Here is a 24,861-nt window from a genome sequence, read left to right on the forward strand (position 1 = left end):
TTATCGATTGGTATACAAGTTAATTGGACCTCGGCATAAAACCGAGGTCCAATCACTACTGTATTAATCCAGCAAGCTCTAAATTAAGCTGAAGTACATTGACTCGATCTTCACCAAAAAGACCAAGTTCCTTCCTTTGTGTATGTTTTTGAATTAAGTGTTTCAATTGATCTTCTGGTAGACCAGTTGTTGACTTGATCCGAGGTAATTGTGCTAATGCCGCCTTTGGCGTGATATCTGGATCTAAACCTGATCCAGAGTTTGTTATTAAATCAGAAGGCAATTGATCAAGTGATTGGCCTGGGTTTCTTTTTTGCCACTCATCAATTGACTTTTTAGTTCTTGCAATCATGTCTTTATTGGATGGTGCATAGTTATTAGATCCTGAAGCTGATGCATCATAATTTATACTCGATACTCGAGAGTGAAAATATCCTGGACTTGTAAATGGTTGACCAATTAATTCTGAACCAATTACTTCATTTTTATCATTATAAATTAAGCTACCTTGAGATTGATAGGGCATTGTCAAATTAGCAATACCTGTGACCACAAGTGGATAAACAAGACCACAAACAATCATCAGTAGAAGACTCGTTCTAACTATTGTTTTGAACATATTCGTTTCTTCCTTTCTTTTAGGAGAGTTCGATAAGCCTCTATCTTAGATAAACATATTAATAATTATGTCAATACATTTGATACCAATGAATGGAACGATAACCCCACCTAAACCGTAAATTAACAAGTTTCTTTTTAATAAAGAATTAGAGCTCATCGGTTTATATTCGACACCTTTCATTGCAAGAGGGATGAGCATCGGAATAATAATTGCATTAAAAATTAATGCAGATAAAATAGCCGAGGTCGGTGACCCTAGACGCATAACGTTTAGCCTATCCATTTCGGGTATGGCAAGCATGAACATTGCTGGGATGATGGCAAAATATTTGGCGATATCATTTGCAATACTAAAGGTCGTAAGTGCTCCCCTGGTCATTAATAATTGTTTTCCAATCGAAACAACCTCTATTAACTTAGTAGGGTTGGAATCAAGATCGACCATATTGGCTGCTTCTTTTGCTGCCGTTGTTTTTTACAAATATAAACAATAAAAATTGTAAAATGCAAATATTTATGTATAATTAATTTTAAGAGGTGATAAATGTGGAAAATCTTCGTGAACTGTTTCAGGTGATGACTCGCCGCTTTGGCTTTTTAAATAAAAACTGCTGCAGTACGGGTGGCTATGATATATCGCTTGTTCAAAGTCATATTTTATATGAAATTGATAAGCAGCATAAGCCGTCCATGCAGCAAATCGCAGAGACATTAGGAACTGATATTACAACGTTTAGCCGACAAGTTCAGTCTTTAATTAAAATGAATTTAGTAAAGAAAACCCCAGATCCAGATGACAAACGAGTATCTATCTTATCACTAACAACAGAAGGCGTTTATATTGCCGAATCGATTGATCAACAAATGAATGAATATCTTAACGAAGTCTTCTCTCATATGAATGAATTTGAACGGGAAACTGTTATTCGATCCATTAAATTATTAAATGAAAGTATGGCAAAATCGAGCAAATGTTGTAATCCTCTTGAATAGTCCTATTTTTTTATAATCTAATACTTGCAAATTACAAGTAAAAAAAGGAGTGGTTTAATATGATTTTGAATATCTTGCAGAGCTTTTTATCCATAGCACTTGAATTGACCCTGCTATTTATTTTCATTTCTTTTGTCATCAATCTTGTCCAAGGGTTTATTCCATATGACAAACTTAACGACTATTTAAACGGAAAAAATTCTTTCTTAGGGATTCTCGTAGCGATTGCACTCGCCTTTATAACACCCTTTTGTTCCTGTTCAACGATACCGGTTGTCGTTAATCTACTTAATAAAAATGTTCGATTTGGGATCGTCATGATTTTTCTCTTTGCCTCACCGGTGTTAGATCCCACCATTATGACATTAATGGGAGCTTTACTGGGAGTCAAAGTAGCGATTATCTACACTATTATCACGACAATCCTTTCAATTGTCATTGGTTTAGTACTAGAAAAGTTGGGCTTTAGTAAGAGTGTGAAGAAAGTGATGATGACGGGTTTTGACGAAAGCCATCAAAAGTTCAGTTTAAAGTCGGCCTGGAAGGAGACGGTTAATTTAATGAAATCCGTGTATGTCTATCTTATCCTAGGTGCTGCTATAGGATCTGTTATCCATGGACTAGTGCCTACAAGGTGGATATCATCAACTTTTGGCGGATCAAGTTGGTGGCTTGTCCCTATAGCGGCGATTATTGGGATTCCACTTTATATTCGACTTTCAACCATGATCCCATTATCGCAGATTCTCATTGTAAAAGGGATGGCTATAGGTCCCGTCATGGCCCTCATGATTAGTTCTGCCGGTGCTAGTTTACCAGAATTAACTCTTCTTCACTCTATATTTGAGAAAAAATTAGTCACTGCCTTTATTTTGTCCGTGATATCCATGGCAACCATATCCGGTTTTCTATTTTATATCATTTAAATTTCATTGAAAGGAGGTGATCAAGATGGGATTAATTAAGAAACTTTTTGCCAGAAATGAGCATCAGTCTTGCTGTGATGTTAAGATTGTAGAAGTAAAAGATGATCAATCAACAGCGTGCTGCAAAGATAAAGAAGTAAAAGGAGAAGTGCATTCATGTTGTTCTAAGTAAGGGGTTAAATAATGCGAATGTAGTGATTCGATTAGCGACGAAAGTGGATTTACCTGAGATCTTAACGGTTTATAATCATGGGCTTTCGGCAAGTTAGTTGGGATATTTGAAAAACAAGGCGTCTTAGATGGAAAGTGGATTGATGTGATGGCGATGGAAAAAATATTAACATACGATATTTAATAAAGTAAAAGCTGGCAAATCAAGATTTTGATTAGTCGGCTTTTACGCATCTAATTTCATGATGGGCAGAAATGGTTTCTTCTCTAGTAAAAGTTATGTAAAAATTGAACTCACGAGGTTGAATTAAAAAGATAGTTTTGTATAATTGTTTTGGGAATTACATATAAGTATATTCTTATATATCTATGTAGGGGGTGAAGTTTTGAAAAAGACGCCATTTGATATGGATAAGTCCGTTCAAGTTCTTAAAATACTTGGAGATAAAACAAGACTCACGATCGTTGCGCTTTTAATGAAACGCGAACTGTGTGTGTGCGAGTTACTTGAGGTTTTTGAGATGAGTCAACCATCCATAAGCCAGCATCTTCGCAAATTAAAGGATGCCGGATTAGTGAAGGAAGCGAGAAAAGGGCAATGGGTTTACTATTCTCTCAATGAAACGGCAGAGTATTATCCCTTTATCCAAACTGTGATTAATTATATACCAGATCAGTCTAACAAAATCCGTCAGATTGAGAAAAGTAATCCTACGCTTAGATGTGGTTGTTAGAAAACTATTTTTTAGGAGGTTAAGTCATGAATAAAGGTGAAAAAAGGTTATCCTTTCTTGATCGTTTTCTTACCCTATGGATATTTCTTGCCATGGCGATAGGAATAGGATTAGGTTTGATTTTTCCCAATATAGATGAGGAGTTAAATAAGGTCCAAGTGGGAACAACATCGATTCCACTCGCTATCGGACTCATTCTTATGATGTATCCACCCCTCGCGAAAGTTCGTTATGAAGAAATTGGTCGTGTTTTTAAAGATGTAAAAGTGTTATTATTATCCCTTTTCCAGAATTGGATTATTGGTCCTGTTTTGATGTTTTTGTTAGCCATCATCCTTCTACCTGATAAGCCAGAATACATGGTCGGCTTAATAATGATTGGATTAGCTAGGTGTATTGCCATGGTTATCGTTTGGAATGATTTAGCTAAAGGAGATAAAGAATACGCTGCAGGACTCGTGGCTTTTAATTCTATTTTTCAAATTCTATTTTTCTCAGCCTATGCCTACTTCTTCGTTACGGTCGTACCAGAATGGTTTGGTTTACATGGAACAAAAGTCAATATCACGATGGCAGAAGTGGCGAGATCTGTTTTTACGTATCTAGGTATCCCATTTATTGCAGGTATCATCACGCGTCTTGTCCTTGTTAAGGTGAAAGGTCGAGAATGGTATGAAAAGAGTTTTATACCTAAGATTAGTCCAATTACACTCATTGCTTTACTATTTACCATTATTATCATGTTCTCTCTTAAAGGAAATAACATTGTTTCCTTGCCGTTAGATGTGGTGAGAGTCGCGATCCCTCTTCTTATCTATTTCATTGTGATGTTTTTTGTTTCATTTTATCTAGGGAGAAAATTGGGAACGAGTTATCCTGTGACAACGACGCTAGCTTTCACGGCAGGGAGTAATAATTTTGAATTAGCTATTGCTGTTACGGTTGGAGTATTCGGCATTCATTCAGGAGCCGCTTTTGCAGCTGTCATTGGTCCGCTTGTCGAAGTGCCTGTTATGATTGCTCTTGTTAATGTTGCTTTATGGTTTAAAAAGAAATATTTTAATTCTGAACTAGCATAATTAGGAAATGATAAGCGAAGAGGCGGTGAAATTATGAAAATAGTGATCATTGGGTCTGTTGCAGCAGGAACTAGTGTAGCAGCTAAAGCAAGAAGGAATACGGAAGAAGCAGAAATTGTTGTCTATGATCAAGATAAAGACATCTCCTATTCCGTATGTGGTATCCCTTATTTTATTGGGGAAGAGGTCGAATCAATCGAGAAATTAACGCCAAGAAATGCCCCTTGGTTTAAGAAAAGATACAATGTCGATATTTTCACGGAACACCGGGTCACTCATATAGATCCTATCAAGAAGCAACTACAAATACTTGATTTACAAACAGGTCAAACCAAAATAGATACGTATGATGCCCTTGTCCTAGCCATGGGTGCCTCGCCTGTCATACCGGATATTTTTATTGGAAAACAATGGAGTAATATCTTTCAAGTCAGGACTATTGGGCAAGCGGAATTGCTGCATTCATTTATTCAGTTCCAACAGCCAAAGCGAGCAGTCATTGTTGGAGCTGGTTTTATTGGCCTTGAAATGGCTGAACAACTTGTTAAAAGCGGACTAGAGGTTACCCTAATTCAACGCGCTAAGCAAGTTATGAAACATATGGATGAGGATATGGCTTACCGTGTAGAAGAAAACTTACGTATGAATGGGGTTAGGGTTTTATTAAACAGGGAAATAAAAGAAATTATGGGAGAAGACCAAATTAACCGATTAATCATAAAGAATGGAGAAACACTTGATACGGATTTGGTCATTCTCGCAACAGGTGTTAGCCCTAATACCCAACTAGCTCAGGAGGTAGGGGTAGAAGTTGGATCGACAGGAGCTATCAAAGTTAACACAAAAATGCAGACGAATATTAACGACATCTATGCGGTTGGTGATATAGCAGAAAGCTACTCTCTCATTACTGGCGGGCCAATCTACCGACCACTCGGCTCAACGGCAAATAAAATGGGTCGAATAGCAGGTGATGTGATAACAGGTGGAACTTTAGAACATAGAGGTATCTTAGGTACTGGTATCGTACGTATCTTTGATATGGCCATTGCACAAACGGGATTAACTGAAAAAGAAGCGCGTGATGCAGGCTTTGATGTTGCCGTTTTATACAATATAAAACCGGATAAAGCAGATTATCTTGGTGGAAAAGAACTCACGATTAAAGCCATTGCTGATAAAGCTGATGGCAGGTTGTTAGGAGCTCAAATCACTGGAGTTAATGGTGTTGATAAACGTATTGATGTCCTTGCTACGGCTATCTCGTTTCATGCAAAAGTAGAAGATCTGTTTCATTTAGATCTAGCCTATGCACCGCCTTTTGCGACAACAAAAGATCCCGTCTTATATACAGGAATGGCGCTTGATAACGCCTTAAAGAAAAATCCATTGATGACTCCGGAAGAATTAATAGAAAAACAGGAAGCAAACGAAGAAATGCAAATTATTGATACGCGATCAAGACAACAATATGCAGCTTCTTCTGTAAAAAATGCGATTCATATCCCATTAGTTGATCTTAGAGAAAAAGCGCTGACAATGGATAAAAATAAACTCACCATTACGTACTGTAACAAAGGCGTCACGGGTAATGCTGCTCAAAACGTTCTTTTAAATTTAGGCTTTAAAGAAGTCTACAATTTATCAGGTGGCAATAAAAATTATCAATTATACTTTCAAATGAAACAAAGAACAGAAGATTAATTCCCTAATCATCAAAACTCTCTCTTGAGCATGTTTAATCATACCCTTATGAGGTTAATGAATTGTATAATCAATGAAGGAGAGGGGCTTTTGATGTTACAAGAAAACGATCAAAAATGTATTGATGAATGCCTAAAATGTATGCAAGCATGTAATCTTTGTTATGATGCTTGCCTAAAAGAAGACAACGTGAAAATGATGGCTAGTTGTATTAGATTGAATAGAGAGTGTGCAGATATTTGTTCATTTGCTGCAGAGGCCATGTCAAGAAATAGTGAATTTGTGAAACATATCTGCGGGATGTGTGTCGAAATATGCCAAACATGTGGAGCTGAATGTGATAAACATAAAGCTACACACTGCCAAGAATGTGCAGAAGCCTGCCACGAATGTGCAGAAACTTGCCAGAAAATGATTGGCTAATTGAATTAATTATTTTATTTTGAAACAAATTGTTAGATATAATCAATGGAGCCTTTGTTATAAAACAAGGCTCCATTGATTGTTATTAATGATCCTGACCTTTATTCTTTTTCATCATCAATGGCATGAGGATTAAATGCATTAATGGGCAAATTAGTACGAGAGCGAGTGGAAGAAGACTACTCAGTCCAGAAAAGTTGTTTGTTAAAAAGAAGCTTCCTATGATAATCGCTGGTATCATTAAGCATACAATCATCATCCAGTTGTGAGAGCGTTTGTGTTCTCCACCTTGGTTGTTATGATTTCCATGATGATGGTTACCGCAGCAAGACATTGAATTTTCCTCCTCTTATTCTACTTTATTTTTTAATTGGTGGATTTCTTTTTGCAAATGATTATTTTGTTCTTTTAATGTGTTTAACTCATCCGACAGATGATGTTGCTTAGAGTGATTCGAGTTTGAATGATGTCCCTTCAACATCATAAACATCATTGGGAGCATCATTAAGGGACACAATAAATACGCTAACCAAGACAAGTCCATTCCATTGTCATCTCCTTTTCTCTTCTACAACTTGATTGTAGCTAAGAATTATGTGATTTCTGTGTAGAAAGGGAGAATTCATTTTAATCAGGACTGATAATGAATAAATGAGCTAAAAACATGTTTATAAACACAATCAATTAATTGAAAAACATCAATTATACAATTACTTGTTTTTGTAATAAAACATCAAATAAAGACAAATAAGTAAAACAACTGGACATATAACCATCATTCCGATTTGAAAAAAGGTTTTTCCAAAGGTCATGATAGTTTCTCTTTCAAATGAATTTGCCGAATAGGTCATGCACGTCAGACCCATACCAATTAGTAACGAAGCAACTAAGAAATGACGTATTTTCATGAGGAACTCTCCAAACTTTCGAGTTCTTCATGTTGTGGGAAGGTTAGAGTAAAAGTTGTCCCTACATCTAACTTGCTCTCCACATGAATGGATCCTCCTTGCAGATCAACTAATTTTTTGACGATTGAAAGACCTAGGCCGGTACCACCATAGTCGCGAGATCTTGATTTTTCAATGCGATAAAACCGATCGAAAATATATGGAAGCTCCTCTTCTGGAATACCTTGACCCGTATCAGATACGGATAGGACCAATGATGAATTTTCTGAGACGAGTTGAACGATAATTTCTCCTTGGTCCGTGTATTTGATGGCGTTTTCTAATAGATTTAAAAGAATTTGTTCCATGCGGTAACTATCTCCAAGTATGAAAGGAATATCCTGATGTATTTCAGTTTTTAAGTTAATTTTCTTCTGTTCCGCTTTTAGTTTAACTTTGCTTAGAGTATTCAAGATAATATCTTTCATGTCTAACCGTTCTATCGTTAACTCAGTTTTTCCTTCTTCCATTTTTGAGAGTTCAAAAAGATCATCCACTAATTTTTGTAAACGAATGGCTTCTTGATGAATAATGGTCAAGTATTTCTTTTTTTCTGATTCGTTTTCGACTAAATTATCCGTTAGAACTTGCGAATACCCTTCAAGATACGTAATAGGGGTTCGTAGTTCATGTGAAATATTTGCAAAAAATTCTTGTCTCGTATCACGATATCTTTGTAAACTCTGAGCCAGGTTATTTATTGATTGCCCTAGCATTCCCATTTCATCCTTTTGACGAATGTTTAGACGTGCATTCCAATCTCCTTTAGCCATCCTATCCGTCACTTTTTGCATTTTAAGGAGAGGATGAGAGAGAACCTTTGACATAATAAAAGTCATTCCTAAAGCGACAAGAAAAGCACCTAATGCTGAAAGGAGAAGTAATTTACGGACTGTTCTAATTGAATCATCTATTTTATTCATTGAAGACACGATGTATAAGGCAGATTGAGACTTTTGATTTTTTACAACGGGTTTACCTAAGACGTAATAACGGTGTCCAGATGTATCTTTATATATAAAGTCGATTGATTGGCCTGAAAACATATGGTTAAGATCTTTTTGATTAATAAATGGATGTTGTCCCTTGCTTTTATCTGAACGGGAGATAACCTGTCCATTTTCAGTCACCCAAACAATTTTAACGCTCGAGAATTCAGCGAAATTCTGTATCATTGTTGTAGAAGTAGCCTCTTTATTTTTTGCCATCGAGACGAAGTGTGAGGCGAGTTCCTGTGAATCTTCTTTCATTTGCGCATAATAAAAATGGGAGAATAATTGATCTATTGCCATGCCTAACGTCATTAGTAAAATAATGAAAAGGATCATAAATGCTGCAGCGAGTTTGAGTCCAATTCGACTAATTCTCATTGTATGGTACCTGGTATATGAAATTTGTAGCCAATCCCCCAGACGGTTTGAATTGGGTTATATGATAAGCCGGCTTTGGTTATTTTTTCTCTTATGTTCTTCACATGAGTATCCACGACACGAGAATCACCTTCAAAATCATATCCCCAAACTCTCTCAACAATATGTTCCCTGGAAAAGGCACGATCTTTGTTTTTTGCTAACATGACTAAAATATCAAATTCAATTTGTGTAAATTCAATCGTTTGATGACATATGGTCACTTGTCGTGCATCAGGTTCAATGGTTATATCAGGAAAGTCTAATCTCTCTTTTTCGTTTTGTTTTAAATATGAAATAGAAGAGCGCCGGATCAGGGCATGTACGCGAGCAATCAATTCTTCAGCATTAAAGGGCTTTGTTAAATAATCATCGGCCCCCGTAGCAAAACCTTTTACTTTTTCTTGTAGCTCTGCGCGAGCGGTTAACATCATAATTGGAGTGGTTTTTATTTTTCTAATCGATTTGCATACTTCCCAGCCATCCATATCGGGCATCATAATATCTAATAAGATGACATCAAAGTCTTCTTGTTTTACCTTAGTTAGAGCCTCAATTCCTGTCATGGCTTCTTTAACGATGAACCCTTCTTTTGTTAAATAAATCTTCAATAAATTCCGCATGTTCCATTCGTCATCGACAATGAGAACGTGTAAGTTATTCATTATTATCACCTTTTTCAATGTTAAAGCATCGTCATAAATGTTTGTATTAAATAGATTTAATTCACTTTGATCACTTTAATCCATTTTTGGTTTATAGGCTCTACAGTCACTTTTTGGCCGGGCTTAAAGCAGGAATAGTTTTTCATATTGTGAATGTTTATCACGCTAATTTCCTTTTTATTAGAGATTTTTATTTTGTTATGACACCGGCTGATTCCTTTACTATCTGGAGAACAATCTGTATCTGTTTGGACGATGCCTTCCATTTTGGTTGTGATCATTCCCTCATCTTTCTTCGTAATATATTCTCCGTTTTTTCCGTTTTTCTGCCAGTTCAACGCCTCTATTTTTGCCTCTACCGACGTTTTTTTATGACTATTAAAGTTAGTTTGAACGTATTTCCAAGCAAAAATAAGAAGTAAACCTAGAGCGACCATTCCTCCAATGAATAGGACGGTTTTTTTCATTTATTTTGTCACACCCTTTGTCTTTTTTAAATCTCTAAAATTAGATGTTTTAGAAGAATACATTATTCTTCTTATAAAGATGATTTTAAGTCAAATTTGTGTACTTTTTGTGTGGTTTTGAACCTCTCATGACTGAAGTCGCGAGTTTTCTGGATAGTTCCATAAAAATGCTCTTTTTTTGCCTAGCTCTTCACAAATTCTCCATAATTTCAATATAGACTAGTTAGTGAGAGAAAGGAGTGTATAAACAGTGAAAAAAATGCTGCTTTTTATAACTGTCGTTTGTTCATTATTCATTATAACGGCATGTTCTACGAGTAATAAAGATGCAAACAAACAAGGAGTCGCTATTAAGGGGGCGACTTCAGAGCCATTAAAGGTTTTAAAGGGGCCAACAATTACACTTGTCGCTAAAGAAGCCAAACAAAAACTAAGGAATGGAGTCACTGTTCCTGTTTGGACGTTCAATGGTTCTGCACCAGGACCAGAAATTCGAGTGAAAAAAGGAGATAAGGTCCGTGTTACATTAAAGAATGAGTTACCTTCACCTGTCTCTATTCATTGGCATGGCTATCCAGTGCCTAATAACATGGACGGTGTTCCAAACGTAACTCAAGATGCCGTAGCTCCTGGAAAAAGTTTCACCTATGAATTTACCGCAAGTAAAGTAGGAACGTATTGGTACCATTCACACGAAGATTCTGTAAATCAAGTTGATCGAGGATTATACGGCGCGTTAGTCGTTGAAGATCCAGAAGATAAATATGACAAAGATTATACTCTCATGTTAGATGAGTGGGTAACGAATAAAAAATATATAAATAATCAGATTAAAACGATGACTGGAAAGGAAACAAGTAATAAAAGTGATCAGGATTCAGGGATGAATGGAATGGACATGGGCAATATGGACATGGGTCAAGATTCCGAAATGAACATGGCAAATGACAGCCATAGCAGTCATCACAATAATAACAATGAATCGAGCCAGGGTGGTATGAACATGACCAGCATGAATATGATGGATCATATGGGGATGTACGATTTGTATACCATCAATGGTAAAAGCGGTCATTTAATAAAACCTCTTAATGTGAAAGAAGGAGATAGAGTTCGATTACGTTTCATTAATGCAGGCTATCTCTCTCACAATATTCATATTCATGGTCATAATATTAAAGTGATCGCAACAGACGGTCAGCCGATTAATAACCCAAGTCTTATCAAAAACCAAGTTATTAACATCGCTCCAGGGGAACGTTATGATATTGCTTTTACTGCAGATAATCCAGGGAAATGGCTTATTGAAGATCATGGTAATTCCAAAGGAACAAGTGGAATGAAGGCGGTCATTAATTATGAGGGGATTAAAAAAATGAACGATAAGGCTAATGCCAACCAGTCGTTATCACCTATAAATCTCACTCAATATGGTACCAAATCCAACAATCAATTGACTTTAGATCAAAAATACGATGTTGAGTATTCGATGGATCTTAATGTTGGGATGGATAGCAATAAAATGATATACACGATTAATGGAAAAACTTATCCGAATACAGATCCGATTAAAGTTAAAAAAGGGGATCTCGTAAAAGTAAAACTCGTCAATCGTGACATGATGAATCATCATCCAATGCATCTTCATGGTCACTTTTTTCAAGTTTTAAGTAAAAATGGTAAACCTATTTCAGGTTCACCCATTATGAAGGATACATTGAATCTAAAACCAGGTGAAGAATATGAAGTAGCCTTTGTAGCAGATAACCCCGGGAATTGGATGTTCCACTGTCATGATCTTCACCATGCATCAGCAGGAATGGATACTGAAGTGAAATATACAGATTATCAAACAAACTATAAACCTAAATCTTCAAATTCTAATAAAACAGAATAATGGCACTAAGAAAAGCGACCTATACATTCAAATGGAATGAGTTAGGTCGCACTTTTTTTTACACTTTAAGAAAGGCCTCTGTCAGCGCCTTATAGACCCCAAAAATCGGCAATTTTTCTTTAGCAGCCAGATAGTATATTACTGTATTTGAACCTCTTAAAACTTTGAGCTAAACTATACCCATGTAGAGTATTTTAAAAATATATTTTAACTCTTTACATACCGTAGGGGGGTATGGTAATATACAATTGTAAGGATGATTAAGTATAATCGTCAGCGGTGATGGGGATAAAAGAGTTTGACTGCTCTTTAAAAAACTATAAGTAAGAGAGGAAGTTCATTAATATGGAAAAAACAACATTAAACGTTACTGGTATGTCTTGTGGTCATTGTGTGATGGCAGTAGAAGGAAGTGTAGGCGATTTAAGTGGCGTTAAGCAAGTAAAAGTTCATTTAACAGAAGGTAAAGTGGATGTTGAATTTAACCCAGAGGAAGTTACACTAGAGAAAATTAAAGAAACAATCGACGATCAAGGTTACGAAGTCGTATAAGAACGTGCTCTATAGCACGATTTCTTTTCACATCAAATATACCCCTAGGTCGTATAGGAGGGTTAGAGATTGAGTACAAAAGAAGCGAACCTACAAATTAAAGGGATGACGTGTGCCGCTTGTGCTAATCGAATTGAAAAAGGAATGAAGAAACTGGATGGTGTTGAGGAGGCAAATGTTAACTTTGCTCTTGAAAAGTCGACCATAAAGTATGATTCAGAACAAACCAATGTTGAAACTTTTGAAAAGAAAATAAAAGATTTAGGCTATGACGTCGTAAAGGAAAAACATGAATTTACGATTACAGGGATGACGTGTGCCGCTTGCGCTAATCGAATTGAAAAAGGCTTAAATAAACTTGAAGGTGTATCAAAAGCAACGGTAAATCTAGCCATTGAACAGGCAACGGTCACTTATCATCCATCGGTTGTTTCGAGTGATGATGTGATTCATCGAGTTGAAAAATTGGGTTACGGAGCGGTTTTAAAAAACGAGGGAAAAGAATCATCGGTTGATTACAAGAAAAAAGCGATACAACAACAACAAACGAAGTTTATCATATCACTGATTCTCTCTATACCATTGTTATGGGCTATGGTTGGTCATTTTTCCTTTACAGCATTTATCTACGTACCAGAAATCTTTATGAATCCATGGTTCCAATTGTTATTAGCTACGCCTGTTCAATTTATTATCGGTGGCCAATTTTACTTAGGAGCCTATAAAGCGTTAAGAAACAAAAGTGCAAATATGGACGTTCTTGTCGCACTAGGGACATCAGCAGCCTATTTTTATAGTTTATATCAAACGATTCTCTCGTTCGGAAATCATGCCTCTACGATCCAACTCTATTATGAAACAAGCGCTATTTTGATTACACTCATCATTTTGGGAAAATTATTTGAAGCTAAAGCCAAAGGGCGATCTTCCGAGGCGATAAAAAAACTTATGGGTTTGCAAGCGAAGACAGCAACGGTTGTAAGAGATGGAGTAGAGAGAAACATTCCACTTGATGAAGTTATCGTAGGCGACGTGGTTTATGTTAAACCGGGTGAAAAGATTCCGGTTGATGGTCAAATTATCGAAGGCAACTCGGCAATTGATGAATCCATGCTTACCGGTGAAAGTGTACCCGTTGACAAAGTAGACGGAGATATGGTTTTTGGAGCAACAATCAATAGAAATGGATTTCTAAAAATAAAAGCCACAAAAATTGGTAAGGAAACGGCATTAGCTCAAATTATTAAAGTCGTTGAAGAAGCTCAAGGATCAAAAGCACCCATCCAACGTTTAGCCGATCGAATCTCAGGCATCTTCGTTCCAATTGTCATTGCGATTGCTGTTAGTAGTTTTATCGTATGGTTTGTTTGGATTGATCCAGGCAATTTCCCGTCAGCACTTGAAAAACTGATTGCCGTTTTAGTTATTGCCTGCCCTTGTGCTTTAGGACTGGCTACACCGACGTCTATTATGGCCGGTTCAGGACGTGCGGCTGAATTTGGGGTATTATTTAAAGGTGGGGAACATCTTGAATTAACGCATCTTATCAATACGGTGGTATTAGATAAAACAGGTACAGTCACCAATGGTCAACCTGTTTTGACCGACGTTATTGTTGAAAAGAAGGAAGAGCAATATCTATTGCAATTAGTTGGTTCAGCAGAAAAACAATCAGAGCACCCACTTGCTAAGGCTATTGTTCAAGGTATTAAAGATAAAGGGATAACACTTAAAGAGGTTAACGAATTTAAGGCGATATCTGGCTATGGAATTCAAGCGATGATGGATGGAACCAACATTTTAGTAGGGACACGAAGATTAATGTACGAAAATAATGTTGACATTAATCAGGCATTAGGCACTATGGAAAAATTGGAATCTAATGGAAAAACGGCGATGTTAGTGGCCGTTGATCAGAAATATAAAGGAATGATAGCTGTCGCTGACACAATAAAGGAAACGTCAGGAAATGCTATTAAACGTTTAAAAGAAATGGGACTCGAAGTCATCATGATGACGGGTGATAATAAAATAACGGCAAATTCGATTGCTAAACAAGTTGGCGTTAATCGAGTTATTGCTGAGGTTTTGCCTGAGGGAAAGGCAGAAGAAGTAAAAAAATTGCAAGGCGAAGGCAAGAAAGTCGCTATGGTGGGTGATGGTATTAATGACGCCCCAGCCCTTGCGACAGCAGATATTGGTATGGCTATAGGAACCGGAACAGATATTGCTATGGAAGCAGCGGATATCACATTAGTCCGTGGGGATTTAAATAGTATCGCGGATGCGATCTTTATGAGTAAAAAAACAATCCGAAATATTAAGCAAAATTTGTTCTGGGCATTAGCTTATAATGCTATGGGGATCCCTATAGCTGCAGCAGGACTGCTTGCTCCTTGGTTAGCGGGTGCTGCGATGGCTTTTAGTTCAGTGTCTGTGGTCCTCAATGCCTTACGTTTACAAAGAATTAGATTATAAGACTTCTTTTTTATAAGAGAAGATAAGCGACCTAACTAATAGAAGGGAATAGTTAGGTCGTTTATTCTTTTTCTGAACCTCTCATGACTAAAGTCACGCGTGTTCTCGGCCATTACATAAACTATCAATATTTTAAACTCATTAAAACTTACTTATAGTGCGTGTTCAAAAAGGTGACAAATTAGAAGCAAGAAGATCAAGGCGGCGCTGTTTTGAGGACCGGAATGTAGGTTTTTACTACATGAGGACCGGAAAAACGAGCGGGCGCCGAGGATTCGCACTATCATTTGGTGACTTTTTGAACAACCTCTTATAGCAAGCCTAGTCAATGACTCGAATATCATTTTTAATTCTCCTATGGTTCATAAGGTCCCTAATTCAGATCCCTTTTATTTACAAAAAATCAACCATCATGACATAATAATAATGGAATCAAACTAACATGATTTATAGGAGGTGCCTATGTTAAAACCCCAACTTGCCCAGCGGGTTATTCATGAAGTAGGTCATCTGTTACATGAACAAATTATTGTTGTTAACTCAGAAGGGATCATTATTGCAAGTACAGATCTTGGTAGAAAAGGTCAATTTCATGCTGGTGCCAAATATACGATGTCAACGCGACTAACCCAAATCATTGCTCAGGAGGACGTGAACCGTTGGCCAGGCGTCAAAGCGGGGATCAATTTGCCTATCTTTTTTCAAAAAGAGGTGATTGGTGTCATAGGTATAACAGGTCGACCGGAGCAGGTGGAGCCTAAGGGGGAAATTATTAAAAAGATGACTGAACTGATGATTCAGGAAAGCTACTATCAAGAAGAGATCGATTATCATGCCAGATCAATGGAAGCTTTTGTTTTTGATTGGTTAAATCTAAAGGAATGGAATGACCGGTTTCTTCATAGAGCCATCCCACTCAATATTCGCCTTGACGTTAATCGCCAAATTCTTTTTATCGATCTTAATGACTCAACAAGACAAGTTGTCCGTGCGATTTGGGAAGATATCATGAATGGTATTCCTAGTTATCGGAATGACATGATCATCAGGTGGGGGAGTAGTCATCTTTTACTGATTATGGATGTTTCAAACAAAGATCTATCATTAAAAGATGAAGTCAATCATCTGTATCGTCGAATAATGAAACATTTGATTCGGCCTGCTCGAATCGGAGTTGGAAGTGTTGTTGATCCAAGGACACTCGTCAAATCATTTCAAGAAGCTGAACGCGCTTTGCATGCGACAACAGACAACGAACCCATCGTGTATGATGAGTTACTTACTTTAGAAATGATTGCAGAAGACGTAAGACCCAATACAAAGCAAATGTTTATTAACCGAACCATAGCCGCTATATTAGATAAACCGGAATTGATCCATACCATTAAAGTCCTTATTGAATATAATTTTTCTTATAAAGAAGCGTCTACTCAATTACATATTCATCATAATACCTTACATTACCGAGTAAAGAAGTTCGAAGAGTTAACAGGACTTCATTTAAATCATCTAAAGACGAAGGTCATCCTTTATATGGGATTATTATTTTTGGATGAACAAACAAAAAGAAAGTCTATATAATTCTGATTTTTGGTTTTTGCAACATATATTCATTCATATTACTTTTATAGAATAAAATTTATAGTGGAAAAAATGATTGAGTGAGTGGAGGTTGCTTATGATTAATACCAAAATAAAAGAACAACTTGTAGCTATAGTGGGCAACGAAAATTATGATGACACCATAAGCGGAAGATTAGTCTACTCTTATGATGCCACACCAAACCATCAAGAAATACCTGATGCCGTTATTGCTCCTAGAGATAAACATGATGTTTGTAAAATATTAAAAATATGTAACCAAGAACAAATTCCTATTGTTGCAAGGGGATCAGGTTCTAACCTTTGTGGGGGCACATGTCCTATAGAAGGTGGGATTGTATTACTTTTTAAGCATATGAATCAATTATTAGAAATCGATAAGGAAAATTTGACGGTTACGGTTCAACCTGGATTAATTACTCAAGATATGATTCGTCAAGTCGAAGCTGTAGGATTGTTTTACCCACCAGATCCAAGTTCTATGAAAATATCAACGATTGGTGGAAATATTAGTGAAAATTCTGGTGGTCTTAGAGGTTTAAAATATGGCGTGACCAGAGATTATGTTCTTGCTCTCGAAGTTGTTCTCCCAAACGGTGAGTTGATTCATACGGGAGGTAAGTTAGCCAAAGATGTCGCAGGGTATGATTTGACCAGGTTATTTGTCGGTTCAGAAGGCACGTTAGGCGTTATTACGGAAGCCACTTTGAAGCTGATACCGAAACCTGAATCAAAGAAAACCATGCTTGCACTCTATCAAGATATCGAAGCTGCGGCTCGTAGTGTTTCTAGAATTATAGCTAACCGTATAATCCCCACAACTCTAGAATTCTTAGATAAACATACAATACGTGCTGTTGAAGATTTTGCCCAAATTGGTTTGCCAACAGATGTAGAAGCCATTTTACTTATCGAACAAGATGGACCACCAGAAATTGTCGCAAGGGATATTCAACTTATTGCGGAGGTTTGCTTGAGTGAGCAGGCGGTTGATGTAACGGTTGCGAAATCTGATGAAGAAGCAGAAAAATTAACAACCGCACGCCGCACTGCTTTATCTGCTCTTGCTCGATTGAAACCAACAACCATTTTGGAAGATGCAACAGTCCCAAGATCTGAAATTGCCACCATGGTGAAAGCTATCAACGACATTGCAATAAAACACAATGTGAAAATATCGACTTTTGGTCATGCTGGAGATGGAAACTTGCATCCGACGTGTTTAACAGATGTTCGTGATAAAGATGAGATGGAGCGAGTGGAAGCTGCATTTGCTGATATATTTGCTAAAGCTATTGATCTAGGAGGAACACTAACAGGAGAGCACGGCGTTGGTGTGATGAAATCTCCGTATTTAGAATGGAAATTGGGAGAAGCAGGAATTGCTGTGATGAAGGGGATAAAAGAAGCGATCGATCCACAAAACATTATGAATCCAGGTAAAATGTTTGCAAAAGAATTGAAAAAAAGAGTGGTGATTGCCGAATGACGTTAGCAAGAGAAAGAGAAGCCATTCAGCACGATTTTCAGACGAAGATGAATGAAGATGAACTTCTAAATTGTATGCGTTGTGGATTTTGCTTGCCAGCCTGCCCAACTTATATCGAGTCCGGCATGCAAGAAAAATATTCACCTCGAGGACGGATTGCCTTAATGAAAGCTGTCAAGGATGGTTTGATTGAACCTGATGAAGAAGTGGAACGTTCACTTGATCTCTGTCTTGGTTGCCGAGCGTGTGAACCAGTTTGTCCTTCTGGAGTTAAATACGGGGAACTTTTAGAAGATGCAAGAGATATTATTAATCAAAATAAAAAGCACTCATTGCCTGTAAGAATGTTAAGGAAAGGTGTCTTAGACGGATTATTTCCACATCAAAATCGGATGATTAATGTGAGTAGTTTACTTGGGATGTACCAACGATCAGGACTTTCAAAAGTGGCACGAAAAATTGGTTTTATGGAACTATTTCCAGAAAGTATGGCCACAATGGAAAAAGTGTTGCCCCCTGTACCAAAAAGAAAAGAAATGAAACATCGCCTCAGGCACTTTGAACCGGAAGTCGTAAAAAAAGCAACGGTCGCTTTCTTTACTGGCTGTCTCATGGATACGATGTTCTTAGAAACCAATAATGCGACGATCTCTCTATTACAAAAAGTCGGTTGTGAAGTTGTTGTTCCTGAAGGTCAAATTTGTTGCGGGGCACTCCACGGACACAGCGGTGAGAAAGAGAGAGCAAAGCAGATGGCGAAACAAAACATTGAAGCATTTGAGCAAGTACAGGCCGATTATATTATTACCAATGCAGGAGGGTGCGGAGCTTTTCTTATTGGATATGATCATTTACTTAAAGATGAACCGGAATGGGCCGATCGTGCTAAATATTTTGTCTCCAAATTGAAAGATATTTCGGCAATTTTAGTTGATCTTCAATTTCATCATCAACATTTAAGACTACCGGATCAGATCGTGACGTATCAAGATTCTTGCCATTTAAGAAATGTTATGAGGACATACGACGAACCGAGAAAATTACTTAAAGCCATAGGCGGGGTCACTTTCAAAGAAATGGAAGGGGCTGATCGTTGTTGTGGTTCGGCAGGCATTTATAACATCGTTGAACCGGATATGTCGATGCAAATTTTAGATCACAAAATGGAACATGTAAAGGAGACGAAAGCGACAACCATCGTCACTGCTAATCCAGGCTGCTTACTTCAAATGAAGCTTGGTATCGAAAGAGAAGGTCTTACTGGCAGAGTGAGGGCTGTACATATTGTCGATCTCTTGTTAGAAGCTCTTAACGAGTCATGAAAAGTTGATTAAATCTTATATACATGAATAGAAGGGAGCCAATGTTTTCACATTCGCTCCCTTTATTTATGATTTTAAGTATCCGTTTATTTAAAAATTAAATCAATACTATTTAATGTTTCAACAACGCTGGTCATAATTGAATGTAAATCATCGATATTCTCTTCTGTTAAACCATCATCGAATTTTAATTGAATGGCATTTGAATAATGAAGGTGTCCCGGGTAAATATAGGAAATGCGTTGTGTTATCGTTGGATGAAACTGCCTCCAATGCTTATTGATGATAAATAATAGGGCTTCGCAATCTGTTTTAGGATTTTTAATTGGTGTATGAAAAGTTAATTGAAAATGACAAGCAAGATCAGTCATATCCTCTTCAAGTATTTCTGAGGCGAGTGTTTGCAAATCAGCTGTCATAGCAAGTGTCACACTCGTTTTTCCTCTTAATCTTTTAAAATCGACAATGTATGATTTTTTTAATTTTGCAAGATCGATGCTGTCTGTTCGATCAAGAATTGTTAACCTATCGTCCATTTCAAAATCATAGATGATTCCTTCAAGAACAACCTTCAAATTATCAAACATGGTAGGATCTATCATATTCTATCTCCTCTTCAAGAACTTAATTGACTGGTAGTCAAATTTTCCACGATTGACGGCAAGGAATCAATTTTATATGCAGTAGTCATAAATGCCATTCATAGTAATAAAACTAAGGCTTTTTTCATAAACACAGTTGTTTTTGCCTAGCCAAAAACGACTATCCACAATCTCTTAGAAAAGAACCAAATCTAAAGATGCACCGAAGTTTCACTTTAACTTTTATTTTAACATCATAGTAAGGAATTTTCATGTAATGGAAACCTATCTTTTTGAATAGATAAGTAAATTAATGGTAGAGCTTTATTCAGGTGATATTTATCATTGTCATCATTTTACTATATCAGAAAGAGTGTGGACAAATTCCTATTTTAAAGAAATGAGGACATCTTCCTATACGATAACGCGATTTTAGAATAGGTTAACCATAAGTACTCAATTATCTAAAGTAAAAAAATGAGGAGGTTATGAAAAGTCAATGTATGAACTATGTAAAAAATATATGAATCAAAATGTCGAAATTCACTGTCATGATGGCTCTATACACCGAGGTACGATTACTAAGGTGGATCATCACCATGTTTATATCAAACCAATGAATGATTTTAATCCAAACTCAGTAAACAATGGACCTGGACTCTTTTTTTGGGGACCTGGCTATGGATACGGCTATGGTTATGGTTATGGAATTGCGTTAGGATCTATTGCCCTTATTTTGGCACTTGGACTCATTTGGTAGTCTATCATTATACCAGTTCTTTTTGAGTTAAAGTCGACAGTGTGGTTCCTAGGCCAACAAAGGTGATAGCAACAATGGAGTAAAATAGGTTACCACCTATAAGCCTATTGCCTAGTAATAAAATATTTAGATCCATAAAAAAAATAAGTAAGCCAATATTTAAAGATGTTTTAAGGGAGATAAATTGAGCTAAAAGATCGATTCCTTCAGTACAGATTTTAAATCGAAGCATTAGACCGGTGCCCAGACCTATCAAACTACCTCCTAATACGGCACTTGTTGCAAGTGATAACGTAATATAATCTGAAATTGGAGATAGGACATCAATTAGGATGGAAGTCATAAGAAATCCATATATACTATCATAGAAGTAAGAACGATAATACCGCCATGCAAAAAAATAAATAGGAAAATTAAAAACGATAATGGTTAAGCCAGCATTAAGTCCTAACGTATATTTTATAATTAGACCAACACCAATAATACCCCCATCTAATAGGTGGTATGGTACAATACAAGCGTTAATCCCGACAGCAACGAGAATGCTTCCTACTAACATTATAAGGAATTTGACCATAGATAAACCTCTTTTTAAAAATTGTACAGTTGTTATAGCATATTCATCGGCTTGTCTAGTTAGAAGTATGATTATATAGAAAGAAAGGAACCATGGATTTTTTCCATGGTTCAATGTTTTAACTTCTTCCATTTTTCTTTTGAGCTTGTTCTTCTAGCTGTGTTTTTGGTCTCTCGTGACTGCCTTCAGGATGGCCGGTCGGATCAACGCTTGAACCCACTTTACCTTTATTTGATCGAAATTCTTTATTTGGCATTTCAATCCTCCTTCCAATAAACCTAAACCATAGCGTGTGCATTTTTTAAGTCATTCATACATAAATAACGTATTTATTCAGGAAGGATATTAAGCCTGAAGACGTACAGAATTTACAGGTGTTTTGACCTATGGCTATCAGTTGAGAGGGAAGGTAAGGGTTGAATCAACAATGGCCTGTAAAAGGTACAATCCACTGACTGAAGTCTAGTTATATGATCACTTTTCAACTTGACGGACTTATGAAGCTAGCATATGATGAGGTTAGTTTAATACGTTAAAAAAGGTTGATAGATTCAAATAAGAATGGATACTGTCATGAAAAGGGAATTCGGTGAAAATCCGAAGCGGTCCCGCCACTGTATATGTGAGTGTTCTTTGTTATCCACTGTCAAATTGAATGATGGGAAGGAAAAGAATACGATGATCATGAGCCAGGAGACCTGCCTTTTTTACAAACCAAGAACCTACGAGGATAGGAGGTTTTAAAGAAGCGGTTAACCGTCAAGGTGTCATATTCGTTTTTTTAGGGTCCCTATAGAGGGATATTTTTTTTTGCACTTATAAAAATGCTTGATATTTGTTGTTAATGAGGGGTGTTAGGATGGAAAAATTAAAGAAAATAAGTTATGGATGGCTCATTGCTATATTATTCGTATCACAGTTAATTATAGGACTGCCACATACTGCAAACGCAGAAACAAGTGCTACACAAACTGAAGAACAATCTCAGATTCCTGTCAATCTAGACTTAAATGGACAAAAATATCCACTAAATGTACCGAAAAATAGTACTGTTCTTGATGTTATACAGAAAGTGACAAAAGATCATAATTTAACACTAAATGTTTCAGGTCAAGGTGAAAGTGCTTATATCCAAACAATAGGTGACAGACCTAATAAAAGTGAGTCAGATTATTATTGGATGGCCTATAAGAATGGCTGGTCATTGGATAAAAGCGTTGGTGTTGAACCGATCAAAGCGAATGATCAAATTAATCTGGAACTCACAAACGACTTTACAAAGGATATGCCTTATAAACTTGAAATAAAAGGTAAGAAAGATGCGATACTTAATGAAACAACCGCCTACCGTGAAAAGTCAGCTGGACCCGCTACAGCATATGATCTTTTAAACTGGGTGACAACAGAAAAAAATATTCCACTTGATGCAACTTATTCAGATTCATTTGGAAGCTACTTTATCAATAATATTGGAAATCAAGAACTTCAAACAACATCAACAGGTGGTGAGTTTTGGAGCTTTCTTGTCAATGATCAAGTGGCTCAAGATGGTGTTTCCCAGCATACATTAAATCCAAATGATAGGGTCACATTTAAAGTTGATACATGGGGAACCATTGGCGACAGTGATGATCAAAGTCAAGATCAAGATCAAACGAATGAGAATGAAGCAGGAAATCAAAGTAACAATGGGTCTTCGAAGCAAGTTGAAAAAGTGGATAAAACCCAAATTCATAAAGCCATTCAATCCACGAAAAATTATATACAAACGAATGGAATCAATACAACTTGGGAAGCCATAGGAATAAAACAATCGGGAAATAAATTACCATCCCATTTTTCTGAACTTATTCGCCAAGAAGTCAAAGACCATCATGGCGAGTTTCGTAAAATCACAGATATTGAAAGACTCATTATTGGTGCCTCCGCAGCGGGGTTGAATGCGACGTCAATAGAAGGCTATCCACTCGTTCAAAAGTTGTTTCATGCGAGTTCTAATCAAATGATGAGGCAAGGACTAAATGGCGCGGTCTTTGGTCTACTTGCATTAGATAGCGGACATTATAACGTACCAAAAAGCGCAACGTGGACACGTGATCGTTTGATTCATGCCATACTTAATAAACAAACGAAACAAGGTTTCTGGGTTTTAAATGATGGAGATAAAAGTGGACAAGTGGATATGACAGGGCTTGTGCTTACAGCACTCGCGCCGTATCAATCGCAAAAAGACGTCGCTGCTTCAATCGATCATGCGGTTCATTATTTGGCTAGTGTACAAGCTGATGATGGAGGATTTAAAGATTCAATTTTAGGTGAAACCAGTGAATCAACCGCTCAAGCCATTATCGGATTGTCATCGGTAGGAGTTGACCCACAAGGAGAATCATTTACTAAAGCTAAAGGAAATCCAATGACTTTCCTTATGGGTTATCAAACAAAAAATGGGGGCTTTGCTCACCAAAAAGGACAGAGTGCTGATTCCATAGCGACCGAACAAGGGCTTGAAGCATTGGCGGCTTTTAACAAATTTTTAAATAAAGATCAGTTGTCGATCTACCAATTCCAAGTTCCGTCAAAAGTGAGTGTAAGTACATCATCAAAAAATAGTTCTAAATCAACTAAATCAACTAAACCAACTAAACCAACTAAATCAACTAAACTCGCTAACTCTGATGAACGAGCTGACGATCAACGTTCATCTTCACCTAAAACATTAGGTAAACATGAATCAACTAGTCCAGAACAAGCTTCAAAAAGTGATAATAAAGCCTCTCAAACACAAAGGGAGCTACCTAATACAGCCACTAATACACCAAATATGTTTGCTATAGGTTTTATTATTTTTATCACTGGATTGATTTTTTATTGGATTAATAGAAGAAGACATGTTCATGAAAAATAAAGCATTGATTCTCTGCATCTTGGGAGCTGGCATTATGTTATATGCCGGCTTTCAAATGCTATCGACTCGGTATCATGAAAGGGTGACATTAAATCATATCCAATCGTCACTCACTCAATCAAAAACTAAGAATGTGACCCTGGGGTCTTATGCACCTAAAAAAGGAGATGGTTTTGCTATGTTAACCATTCCGAAATTAAAAAAGGTGTTACCGATTGTAGAAGGAGCCAATCCCGATGATCTAGCAAAGGGAGTAGGCCATGTAGCGGGAACATCATTTCCTGCCATGCACGATCAAATCGTTTTATCAGGTCACCGTGATACGGTCTTTCGACATGTTGGTGAATTGAAAAAGGGAGATTCTTTAATTGTTAAGTTAGACTATGGTGAATTTAAATATATAATTCAAAGGATGAAAATTGTGTCAAGCGAAGATACATCCATTATCCATTCCACCAAGCCGCATGAAGAACTTGTCCTAACTACATGTTATCCGTTTTCCTATATTGGAAATGCACCCAAAAGATATATTATCTATGCGATACCAGATCAGGAGTGA

26 protein-coding genes, 1 pseudogene and 1 riboswitch are annotated in these 24,861 nt (G+C 36.9%); of the genes and pseudogenes, 16 read left to right on the forward strand and 11 right to left on the reverse strand.

Annotation, left to right across the window (positions count from 1 at the left end):
- Positions 1 to 55: 55 nt before the first annotated feature.
- Entirely contained in the window at positions 56 to 619 is a 564-nt protein-coding gene (gene kdpC, locus FG390_RS07575; RefSeq protein ID WP_141190429.1) for a potassium-transporting ATPase subunit KdpC, read from the reverse strand.
- Positions 620 to 664: 45 nt separating this feature from the next.
- A pseudogene (locus tag FG390_RS07580) lies at positions 665 to 1,093 on the reverse strand (potassium-transporting ATPase subunit B); the annotation flags it as partial.
- Positions 1,094 to 1,167: 74 nt separating this feature from the next.
- Here FG390_RS07580 and FG390_RS07585 point away from each other — a divergent pair.
- The 7 genes from FG390_RS07585 (at position 1,168) to FG390_RS07615 (ending at position 6,651) form a co-directional block, all read left to right on the forward strand.
- Positions 1,168 to 1,614, forward strand: coding sequence for a MarR family winged helix-turn-helix transcriptional regulator (locus tag FG390_RS07585; protein ID WP_141190430.1), 447 nt, complete (start codon positions 1,168 to 1,170; stop codon positions 1,612 to 1,614).
- Between the two features lie 59 nt (positions 1,615 to 1,673).
- Positions 1,674 to 2,540, forward strand: coding sequence for a permease (locus tag FG390_RS07590; protein WP_141190431.1), 867 nt, complete (start codon positions 1,674 to 1,676; stop codon positions 2,538 to 2,540).
- A gap of 25 nt (positions 2,541 to 2,565) precedes the next feature.
- On the forward strand, positions 2,566 to 2,712 hold the full coding sequence (locus FG390_RS15755; protein ID WP_181406421.1) for a hypothetical protein: 147 nt from the start codon (positions 2,566 to 2,568) through the stop codon (positions 2,710 to 2,712).
- A 385-nt stretch (positions 2,713 to 3,097) separates the two neighbouring features.
- Complete coding sequence (locus tag FG390_RS07600) at positions 3,098 to 3,445, forward strand: ArsR/SmtB family transcription factor (RefSeq protein ID WP_141190432.1); 348 nt, start codon at positions 3,098 to 3,100, stop codon at positions 3,443 to 3,445.
- 26 nt (positions 3,446 to 3,471) lie between these two features.
- Positions 3,472 to 4,524 (forward strand): ACR3 family arsenite efflux transporter, encoded by a 1,053-nt coding sequence (gene arsB / locus FG390_RS07605; RefSeq protein WP_141190433.1) that lies wholly within the window; start codon positions 3,472 to 3,474, stop codon positions 4,522 to 4,524.
- 33 nt (positions 4,525 to 4,557) lie between these two features.
- Positions 4,558 to 6,228, forward strand: a complete 1,671-nt coding sequence (locus FG390_RS07610) for an FAD-dependent oxidoreductase (protein ID WP_141190434.1) — start codon at positions 4,558 to 4,560, stop codon at positions 6,226 to 6,228.
- Between the two features lie 93 nt (positions 6,229 to 6,321).
- On the forward strand, positions 6,322 to 6,651 hold the full coding sequence (locus FG390_RS07615) for a four-helix bundle copper-binding protein (RefSeq protein WP_141190482.1): 330 nt from the start codon (positions 6,322 to 6,324) through the stop codon (positions 6,649 to 6,651).
- Positions 6,652 to 6,736: 85 nt separating this feature from the next.
- On the opposite strand, the gene FG390_RS07620 is transcribed toward FG390_RS07615, so the two are convergent.
- From FG390_RS07620 to FG390_RS07645, 6 genes are all read right to left on the reverse strand, one after another.
- Positions 6,737 to 6,985 (reverse strand): DUF2933 domain-containing protein, encoded by a 249-nt coding sequence (locus FG390_RS07620; RefSeq protein ID WP_141190435.1) that lies wholly within the window; start codon positions 6,983 to 6,985, stop codon positions 6,737 to 6,739.
- A 15-nt stretch (positions 6,986 to 7,000) separates the two neighbouring features.
- Positions 7,001 to 7,195, reverse strand: coding sequence for a hypothetical protein (locus tag FG390_RS07625; protein ID WP_141190436.1), 195 nt, complete (start codon positions 7,193 to 7,195; stop codon positions 7,001 to 7,003).
- A 166-nt stretch (positions 7,196 to 7,361) separates the two neighbouring features.
- Positions 7,362 to 7,559: a hypothetical protein gene (locus tag FG390_RS07630; RefSeq protein ID WP_141190437.1), complete on the reverse strand. Its 198-nt coding sequence runs from the start codon at positions 7,557 to 7,559 to the stop codon at positions 7,362 to 7,364.
- Complete coding sequence (locus FG390_RS07635) at positions 7,556 to 8,968, reverse strand: sensor histidine kinase (RefSeq protein WP_141190438.1); 1,413 nt, start codon at positions 8,966 to 8,968, stop codon at positions 7,556 to 7,558. Before FG390_RS07635 ends, FG390_RS07630 begins: the two co-directional genes overlap by 4 nt.
- Entirely contained in the window at positions 8,965 to 9,672 is a 708-nt protein-coding gene (locus FG390_RS07640) for a response regulator transcription factor (RefSeq protein ID WP_141190439.1), read from the reverse strand. Before FG390_RS07640 ends, FG390_RS07635 begins: the two co-directional genes overlap by 4 nt.
- A gap of 56 nt (positions 9,673 to 9,728) precedes the next feature.
- Positions 9,729 to 10,139 carry a hypothetical protein gene (locus tag FG390_RS07645; protein ID WP_141190440.1) on the reverse strand — a complete coding sequence of 137 codons (411 nt, stop codon included), beginning with the start codon at positions 10,137 to 10,139 and terminating at the stop codon, positions 9,729 to 9,731.
- A 250-nt stretch (positions 10,140 to 10,389) separates the two neighbouring features.
- Between FG390_RS07645 and FG390_RS07650 the strand changes: the two genes are divergently transcribed.
- The 6 genes from FG390_RS07650 to FG390_RS07675 all read left to right on the forward strand — a co-directional run bounded on the left by FG390_RS07650 (position 10,390) and on the right by FG390_RS07675 (position 19,479).
- Positions 10,390 to 12,036, forward strand: a complete 1,647-nt coding sequence (locus FG390_RS07650) for a multicopper oxidase family protein (protein ID WP_373681540.1) — start codon at positions 10,390 to 10,392, stop codon at positions 12,034 to 12,036.
- A 345-nt stretch (positions 12,037 to 12,381) separates the two neighbouring features.
- Positions 12,382 to 12,588, forward strand: coding sequence for a copper chaperone CopZ (gene copZ, locus FG390_RS07655; protein WP_141190441.1), 207 nt, complete (start codon positions 12,382 to 12,384; stop codon positions 12,586 to 12,588).
- Positions 12,589 to 12,657: 69 nt separating this feature from the next.
- Positions 12,658 to 15,066 (forward strand): heavy metal translocating P-type ATPase, encoded by a 2,409-nt coding sequence (locus tag FG390_RS07660; RefSeq protein WP_141190442.1) that lies wholly within the window; start codon positions 12,658 to 12,660, stop codon positions 15,064 to 15,066.
- A gap of 462 nt (positions 15,067 to 15,528) precedes the next feature.
- The gene (locus FG390_RS07665) at positions 15,529 to 16,647 is read left to right on the forward strand and encodes a CdaR family transcriptional regulator (protein WP_141190443.1); all 1,119 of its coding nucleotides are present in this window, start codon (positions 15,529 to 15,531) and stop codon (positions 16,645 to 16,647) included.
- Positions 16,648 to 16,744: 97 nt separating this feature from the next.
- On the forward strand, positions 16,745 to 18,157 hold the full coding sequence (gene glcD / locus FG390_RS07670; RefSeq protein WP_141190444.1) for a glycolate oxidase subunit GlcD: 1,413 nt from the start codon (positions 16,745 to 16,747) through the stop codon (positions 18,155 to 18,157).
- On the forward strand, positions 18,154 to 19,479 hold the full coding sequence (locus FG390_RS07675; RefSeq protein WP_141190445.1) for a (Fe-S)-binding protein: 1,326 nt from the start codon (positions 18,154 to 18,156) through the stop codon (positions 19,477 to 19,479). The genes glcD and FG390_RS07675 overlap by 4 nt, the downstream gene beginning before the upstream one ends.
- An 86-nt stretch (positions 19,480 to 19,565) precedes the next feature.
- Here FG390_RS07675 and FG390_RS07680 read toward each other — a convergent pair whose 3' ends face one another.
- The gene (locus tag FG390_RS07680) at positions 19,566 to 20,081 is read right to left on the reverse strand and encodes a hypothetical protein (RefSeq protein WP_141190446.1); all 516 of its coding nucleotides are present in this window, start codon (positions 20,079 to 20,081) and stop codon (positions 19,566 to 19,568) included.
- A gap of 478 nt (positions 20,082 to 20,559) precedes the next feature.
- Between FG390_RS07680 and FG390_RS07685 the strand changes: the two genes are divergently transcribed.
- A complete protein-coding gene (locus FG390_RS07685) occupies positions 20,560 to 20,820 on the forward strand; it encodes a hypothetical protein (protein ID WP_141190447.1) in 261 nt (86 codons plus the stop codon).
- A gap of 7 nt (positions 20,821 to 20,827) precedes the next feature.
- Here FG390_RS07685 and FG390_RS07690 read toward each other — a convergent pair whose 3' ends face one another.
- Positions 20,828 to 21,397, reverse strand: coding sequence for a YitT family protein (locus FG390_RS07690; protein WP_181406422.1), 570 nt, complete (start codon positions 21,395 to 21,397; stop codon positions 20,828 to 20,830).
- 118 nt (positions 21,398 to 21,515) lie between these two features.
- Complete coding sequence (locus tag FG390_RS07695; protein WP_141190449.1) at positions 21,516 to 21,653, reverse strand: small, acid-soluble spore protein L; 138 nt, start codon at positions 21,651 to 21,653, stop codon at positions 21,516 to 21,518.
- A gap of 266 nt (positions 21,654 to 21,919) precedes the next feature.
- Positions 21,920 to 22,117: riboswitch (cobalamin riboswitch) on the forward strand.
- A gap of 139 nt (positions 22,118 to 22,256) precedes the next feature.
- Between FG390_RS07695 and FG390_RS07700 the strand changes: the two genes are divergently transcribed.
- Positions 22,257 to 24,302: a DUF4430 domain-containing protein gene (locus FG390_RS07700; protein WP_181406423.1), complete on the forward strand. Its 2,046-nt coding sequence runs from the start codon at positions 22,257 to 22,259 to the stop codon at positions 24,300 to 24,302.
- Positions 24,292 to 24,861 (forward strand): class D sortase, LPxTATN-specific, encoded by a 570-nt coding sequence (gene srtD / locus FG390_RS07705; RefSeq protein WP_219995048.1) that lies wholly within the window; start codon positions 24,292 to 24,294, stop codon positions 24,859 to 24,861. Before FG390_RS07700 ends, srtD begins: the two co-directional genes overlap by 11 nt.

It is taken from the genome of Terrilactibacillus laevilacticus (assembly GCF_006517395.1).
Classification (GTDB): Bacteria; Bacillota; Bacilli; order Bacillales; family Sporolactobacillaceae; genus Terrilactibacillus; species Terrilactibacillus laevilacticus.

Bases quoted from the DNA above. Each gene is read 5' to 3' on its own strand.
- glcD (WP_141190444.1), top strand. From the start codon at position 16,745: ATGATTAATACCAAAATAAAAGAACAACTTGTAGCTATAGTGGGCAAC.
- FG390_RS15755 (WP_181406421.1), top strand. From the start codon at position 2,566: ATGGGATTAATTAAGAAACTTTTTGCCAGAAATGAGCATCAGTCTTGC.
- kdpC (WP_141190429.1), bottom strand. From the start codon at position 619: ATGTTCAAAACAATAGTTAGAACGAGTCTTCTACTGATGATTGTTTGT.
- FG390_RS07645 (WP_141190440.1), bottom strand. From the start codon at position 10,139: ATGAAAAAAACCGTCCTATTCATTGGAGGAATGGTCGCTCTAGGTTTA.
- FG390_RS07665 (WP_141190443.1), top strand. From the start codon at position 15,529: ATGTTAAAACCCCAACTTGCCCAGCGGGTTATTCATGAAGTAGGTCAT.
- FG390_RS07675 (WP_141190445.1), top strand. From the start codon at position 18,154: ATGACGTTAGCAAGAGAAAGAGAAGCCATTCAGCACGATTTTCAGACG.
- arsB (WP_141190433.1), top strand. From the start codon at position 3,472: ATGAATAAAGGTGAAAAAAGGTTATCCTTTCTTGATCGTTTTCTTACC.
- FG390_RS07610 (WP_141190434.1), top strand. From the start codon at position 4,558: ATGAAAATAGTGATCATTGGGTCTGTTGCAGCAGGAACTAGTGTAGCA.
- FG390_RS07640 (WP_141190439.1), bottom strand. From the start codon at position 9,672: ATGAATAACTTACACGTTCTCATTGTCGATGACGAATGGAACATGCGG.
- srtD (WP_219995048.1), top strand. From the start codon at position 24,292: ATGAAAAATAAAGCATTGATTCTCTGCATCTTGGGAGCTGGCATTATG.
- FG390_RS07625 (WP_141190436.1), bottom strand. From the start codon at position 7,195: ATGGACTTGTCTTGGTTAGCGTATTTATTGTGTCCCTTAATGATGCTC.
- copZ (WP_141190441.1), top strand. From the start codon at position 12,382: ATGGAAAAAACAACATTAAACGTTACTGGTATGTCTTGTGGTCATTGT.
- FG390_RS07615 (WP_141190482.1), top strand. From the start codon at position 6,322: ATGTTACAAGAAAACGATCAAAAATGTATTGATGAATGCCTAAAATGT.
- FG390_RS07590 (WP_141190431.1), top strand. From the start codon at position 1,674: ATGATTTTGAATATCTTGCAGAGCTTTTTATCCATAGCACTTGAATTG.
- FG390_RS07700 (WP_181406423.1), top strand. From the start codon at position 22,257: ATGGAAAAATTAAAGAAAATAAGTTATGGATGGCTCATTGCTATATTA.
- FG390_RS07630 (WP_141190437.1), bottom strand. From the start codon at position 7,559: ATGAAAATACGTCATTTCTTAGTTGCTTCGTTACTAATTGGTATGGGT.
- FG390_RS07680 (WP_141190446.1), bottom strand. From the start codon at position 20,081: ATGATAGATCCTACCATGTTTGATAATTTGAAGGTTGTTCTTGAAGGA.
- FG390_RS07690 (WP_181406422.1), bottom strand. From the start codon at position 21,397: ATGGTCAAATTCCTTATAATGTTAGTAGGAAGCATTCTCGTTGCTGTC.
- FG390_RS07685 (WP_141190447.1), top strand. From the start codon at position 20,560: ATGTATGAACTATGTAAAAAATATATGAATCAAAATGTCGAAATTCAC.
- FG390_RS07695 (WP_141190449.1), bottom strand. From the start codon at position 21,653: ATGCCAAATAAAGAATTTCGATCAAATAAAGGTAAAGTGGGTTCAAGC.
- FG390_RS07620 (WP_141190435.1), bottom strand. From the start codon at position 6,985: ATGTCTTGCTGCGGTAACCATCATCATGGAAATCATAACAACCAAGGT.
- FG390_RS07635 (WP_141190438.1), bottom strand. From the start codon at position 8,968: ATGAGAATTAGTCGAATTGGACTCAAACTCGCTGCAGCATTTATGATC.